Source organism: Bradyrhizobium sp., from assembly GCF_035484855.1.
GTDB lineage: Bacteria > Pseudomonadota > Alphaproteobacteria > Rhizobiales > Xanthobacteraceae > Bradyrhizobium.
On record NZ_DATHOP010000150.1, the window covers coordinates 1 to 5099 of the forward strand.

Consider the following 5099-nt stretch of genomic DNA (forward strand, 5'->3'; position numbering starts at 1 on the left):
ACGTTGCCATTAGCGTCGGTGTTCCACACCGTATATTGACCGATGGCCGCGTACTTCAAAGCTATCTCATACCCGGTTGACGTCTGCTCCGCGCCGATCGGTGTCCAAGGAAACTCACCCGCCGTGAGAGGTGCGCCGCCAAACATCACCTCAGGACCAGTCCCCGTGCTGTTGCTATCGAGGAAATAATTGGTACCGACCTGGACCAGATTGGTCGATCCAGACGACTCGATCACTGTGGTGGTGGCGGGAATGCCGATCACGCCGTCGCCGTTCAGATCCTGATGAAAGCTCGTTTCGTAGGCTTCCAGCGCCTCGCTGGTCCCGGACAAGTTGCCACTCGGGTCGTAGGTCACGTTACCGCTGCTGTCGGTGTTCCACACGGTATATTGACCGATGGCCGCGTACTTCAAAGCGATCTCATACCCGGTTGACGTCTGCTCCGTGCCGATCGGTGTCCATGCGAACTCACCCACTGTAAGTGGCGCGCCGCCAAACATCACCTCAGGACCAGTCCCGGTAGTGTGGCTATCGAGGAAGTAATGATTTCCAACCTGGACCAGAGTGGTAGCGCCGAACGATTCAATCGTCGTAGACATCTGGATATCAAACAGTTGCACGGTCGTCGTGTTGCCCGCGGCATCGGTGACCTTGAATACGAAAGAATCCGTCGTGGCGGTACTGCCGTTCTCCTGGTAGCCGATGAGACCGTTGTCGATGTCGGCCTGGGTGAAGGTCGAGGTGGCCGACCCGTTCTTGAGCAGGGTGCCGTAGACCGGCGTGGTGATCACCGTATAGATTTCCTGCGCATGGCTGCTGCCAGCGTCGTCGAACCTGAGCAGGCTCGACGTAATGACGCCGCTGCCGCCGAGCGGAACCGTCAACGAAACGTCATCGACCAGCGACGGCGACGTCACGGCGGCCACGGCAGCGTCGACCTGGACCAGACCTGAGCCACTGACGGCCGAATTGGATATCGGCAGCGCGGTCTCCTCCATGACCTGCTCGACTTGGGCCGGGGTCAGGTTGGGGTTTTCCGACAACAGCAGCGCGGCAACGCCGGCGAGGCTCGCCGACGCGGCGGAGGTACCGTAAAAATCGCTCAGGCCTCCCGAAACCGTCGTCGCAATATCGTCCACGCCCGAAACCGCGACCGGACTGAGCATGTCGGGCGAAGAGAGCGCCGTGCCATTGTTCGCAAACAGAAGCTCCGTCCCTGCGCCTGACGATGAAAAGCTCTCGCTTGTTGGGGTGAAGCCGAAGGCCGGCGTACGGGCCGAACTCACGGCGCCGGCGGCGATAGCGCCCGGGGTCATCGCATGGCCGAAGACGGTGCCGGCATTGGCGCCGCTGATGGTTGCCGGCAGGCCATCGCCCTCCGTGATTTCCTTGATCAGGCCGGGGTTCGGTCCGGACAGATTTACGACCGCAATCTGATAGGTTCCGGTGGCGGTGAAATCGTACTCGATCCACGGGTTGTTCGGTTCACCGCTTGTCCGGTTGGTGGCGGTACCGACGAGGCTCCCGTTCTGGAAAACCAGAATCTCGAGGTCCGAAGTCGCCGCGCCGTAGGCCTGATTCCACTCGAGCAGCAAGGGAACATCGTAACCCGTCCCTTCGGTATTGATGCTGATGGTCTGGACGAGGCTCCCGCCAAAACTCTCTGCGTCCGTGAGCGTCCGGCCGTCGAACGTCCCGGATATCGGCGTCCAAGCCGCCTGATAACCATTGCTGGCATCATTACCGGCCGCCGAAACATAGGTGACGCCTTCGGCTTCGACGGTCTGGATTGCCTGCGCCACGATCCCGTTCTGGAAGAACGGCTCGTCGAAATAGCTGACGTCGTCACAGATGACTTTGCAGCCGGCGGCAGCGAGCGCCAGAATGCCGTTGGCAAAGTCCTGCTCGCTGTTGAAGGCTGTGTAGAACGCGAGGCTCGCGCCCGGGGCGATGTCGTGCACGATCTGCATCATCGCGCGGCCCTCGTCGGTGCCGCCCGAAGAGAGGTCTTCGAGGACTTGAATGTTGGAAGCGGACGGCAATGCCCCGTCGGCTTCGTCCGCGGCCGCGCCGCCAAGATCGTTGAAGCTGTCGGAGATCACCCCGACTTTGATCCCCGAGCCGTTGACGCTCAGTCCGCTCTCGTCGAGGGCCTGCTGCACCTGCGCCGCGGTGGCGCCACCGGAGCCGACACCAACCTCGGTGATCGGCCCGGAGGAGATGTCTGCCGAATTCACCAGTTCCGCCAAACCGTTCGCGCCTGGTGCGACGGGATCTCCGGCAATCATCGTCATCGCAGGTCCGCCGCCGTTGGCGGACGAGGCCACGTTCAACGCTGCGTGAAATATCGGAAAGTCGGTCTGCGCGGGCGTCTGGAACGCAGGGACATCAACAAGGCTGCCGACATCAACATGAGCGGCCGGGAAGGCGGCGATCTCTGGGCTGGCGAAAAGCGACGGCCCCGGCAAAGGCGCGGCCCACGGATAGGGAGAATCCGCTGAAACCTCGCCGCCCCCGTCCTCGGCTGCCGTATCCCAGCCGTTGTGGGCGAGTTGATACGTGAAGCCGGAGTCTGGCGCGTCCTCGGAGGAGCGGGTTTCGGGCAGGCCCATATCGAGCGAAATGGGCATCGTTATCAAAGCGGATGAATGGGCGTCCCCAGTTGAATTTCCACCATTGTGATCGTCGGTCGCAATCCAGGGATCCGGGTAAATCTCGGCAACAGCGGCGTTGAGAACGCTATCCGGCGGCAATTGCGGGTCCGGGACAGACTTGGATCTCATCGCTTAGCCCATGGTTCCCATCAAGAATTTCGCGCTGTTCAAATCGTATCCAGATGTTTCCGTGGCCCGCGCCCTTGGAGGGTGGGAAGGCTAGTCGCGACATCTTCGAATCGCTGGTATCACGCATTTATCCGATGTCGATACAGTGTTTCCATCCCGTTAATTTGCGGTTTCGAACCGTGGCGCAATTTGCAGCAGTGCCGTCTTGGCGGGTTCCCGAATGCAAGAAAACTCCAGCCATCTGCCGTTGCCGCAACCTGCAGGCATCAGCACCGGGATTGCGGATACATTGGGACGCTGCTGGTCGCGCGCCGGCATGTCCGTGATCGCCTATTGAATTTACCACCAATCTGGCCGATCAAACCAGAGTTCCTTCGCTCTCCCGTCTGGAGTTTGTCCGAAATGCCCTCGCCGCGCGCCTCGCAGGCCCTGTCCCGCTTCACCGTGCTCGATCTCCCCCGTGTCCGCTCGGGGCCGACCTGCGTGCGCCAGCTTGCGGACTGGGGCGCCAACGTCATCAAGATCGATGCGCTGCTGGAGGATGCGGCGGCCGAACAGCCGGGAGGTCCGCGCCATGGTTCCGACTTCCAGAACCTGCACCGCAACAAGCGGGCGATGACGCTCAATCTGAAAGACCCCAGAGGTCTCGACGTGTTCCGGCGGCTGGCGGAGAAGGCCGACGTGGTGGTCGAGAATTTTCGGCCCGACGTCAAGACCAAGCTCGGCATCGACTACGAGAGCGTACGGAAAATCAATCCGCGCATCGTCTATGGCAGCATCTCCGCTTCGGCCAGGACGGCCCCTATCACAAGCGTCCCGGCTTCGATCAGATCGCGCAAGGCGTGGGCGGGCTGATGTCGATCACCGGCGCGCCAGGCGAGGGGCCGATGCGGGTCGGCATCCCGGTGGCGGACCTGACGGGCGGATTGTTCTGCGCGCTCGGCATTCTCACCGCGCTATTGGAGCGCGAGGTTTCCGGCGAAGGCCAGTGGGTGCAGACCTCGCTGTTGCAGGCGCAAATCTTCATGCTGGATTTCCAGGCCGCACGCTGGCTGATGGAAAAGGACGTCGCCAAACAGGCCGGCAACAACCATCCGACCAGCATTCCGACCGGCGTGTTCAAGACCTCCGACGGCTACATCAATATCGCCACCACGGGCGGGCGGATCTGGGAACGCTGCGCGCAGGCGATCGGCGCACCCGAACTCATGGCCAATCCCGATTACGCCACCGCGCAGGCGCGGTCGAAAAATCGCGACGCGCTCAATGCGGTGATCAACAAGCTCACGATCCGGAAATCGACGGAGACCTGGGTCAACAAACTCAACGCCGCCGGCGTGCCGTGCGGCCCGATCTATTCGATCGACCAGATGTTCGAGGACGCGCAAGTCAAGCATCTCGGCATCGCGCAGGACGTGCCGAACGCCGCGCGCCATCCGCCTGGTCGGCCAGCCGGTCACATTGTCGCGAACGCCGAGCAAGATGGCGGCGCGACCGCCGGAGTTGGCGAACGACGAGGTCTTGGCCGAGTTCGGTTTTGACGCGGGAGAGATCGCGGAGTTAAGGCAAGCCAAGGTCGTGTGAGGGGCGCATCGCGCGGGCGGAATGACGAATTGTGTTCCGCCAATTCGATCAGCTGTCGGCGTAAAGGAGGCGATGGGCAATTGCGAATATGCCTTCGCGGGCCGCTTCCGCGACGCGCCGCTCTCGCGCCAGGCAATGTCAGGCGCGCTGATCGGCACCGAGGAAACGAAGAACGGCAAGCGGGTCGCGCGCACGCCGGGCATCTGCGAACTGCTTGGGCGCCGTTTGCGCCGCATGATCTACGGCGGACGGCGGCGACGATGTGCGGTGAACTGGGTCTGTCTGAGGCCGGTATCTCGCTGTGCCTCGACCGTCAGGCGAACAAGGACGAGAACGGCAAGCCGCTGCCAGCGGTCACCCGCAAGATCTACAACCTCTCTACGCGCGTCCGGGTAGCGAAGAAACGCGAGGTACTCGATGCGTGGGCTGTCGAGCTTCGGCGGATCATCGGCGAGCCTGCAACCGAACGGCGTCTTGCCGCCTGACAGTCATCACCCACCATCGTGGAAGAGAACGTTCGGGCAACGCCATTAACCCGCCGTGGTTTATGGCGTTGCCGCTAATGTTCTGAATTTACTTCTGCTTTCGGCAGGATTCTGTTGTAAAACTTAGCTGGTTTCGATTGCAGCGCCTCATTTTGAGTTTTTGCGGTTTTCTGGTTAGAGCTCTCCCGGTGTGTGGGCTGTGGTGTGTGTAGACGCTATCAACGCTTGACGGGGTGGCTATGCGAAG

2 protein-coding genes and 1 pseudogene are annotated in these 5099 nt (G+C 61.8%); 2 read left to right on the forward strand and 1 reads right to left on the reverse strand.

What is annotated here, in order from left to right:
- A partial coding sequence (locus VK804_RS16535; RefSeq protein ID WP_325372116.1) for a cadherin-like domain-containing protein occupies positions 1 to 2630 on the reverse strand: 2630 nt, incomplete at its 3' end.
- 555 nt (positions 2631 to 3185) lie between these two features.
- Here VK804_RS16535 and VK804_RS16540 point away from each other — a divergent pair.
- Positions 3186 to 4367: pseudogene (locus VK804_RS16540) on the forward strand (CaiB/BaiF CoA transferase family protein).
- Between the two features lie 260 nt (positions 4368 to 4627).
- The gene (locus VK804_RS16545) at positions 4628 to 4852 is read left to right on the forward strand and encodes a hypothetical protein (RefSeq protein WP_325372118.1); all 225 of its coding nucleotides are present in this window, start codon (positions 4628 to 4630) and stop codon (positions 4850 to 4852) included.
- Positions 4853 to 5099 lie beyond the last annotated feature (247 nt).

Bases quoted from the DNA above. Each gene is read 5' to 3' on its own strand.
- VK804_RS16545 (WP_325372118.1), top strand. From the start codon at position 4,628: ATGTGCGGTGAACTGGGTCTGTCTGAGGCCGGTATCTCGCTGTGCCTC.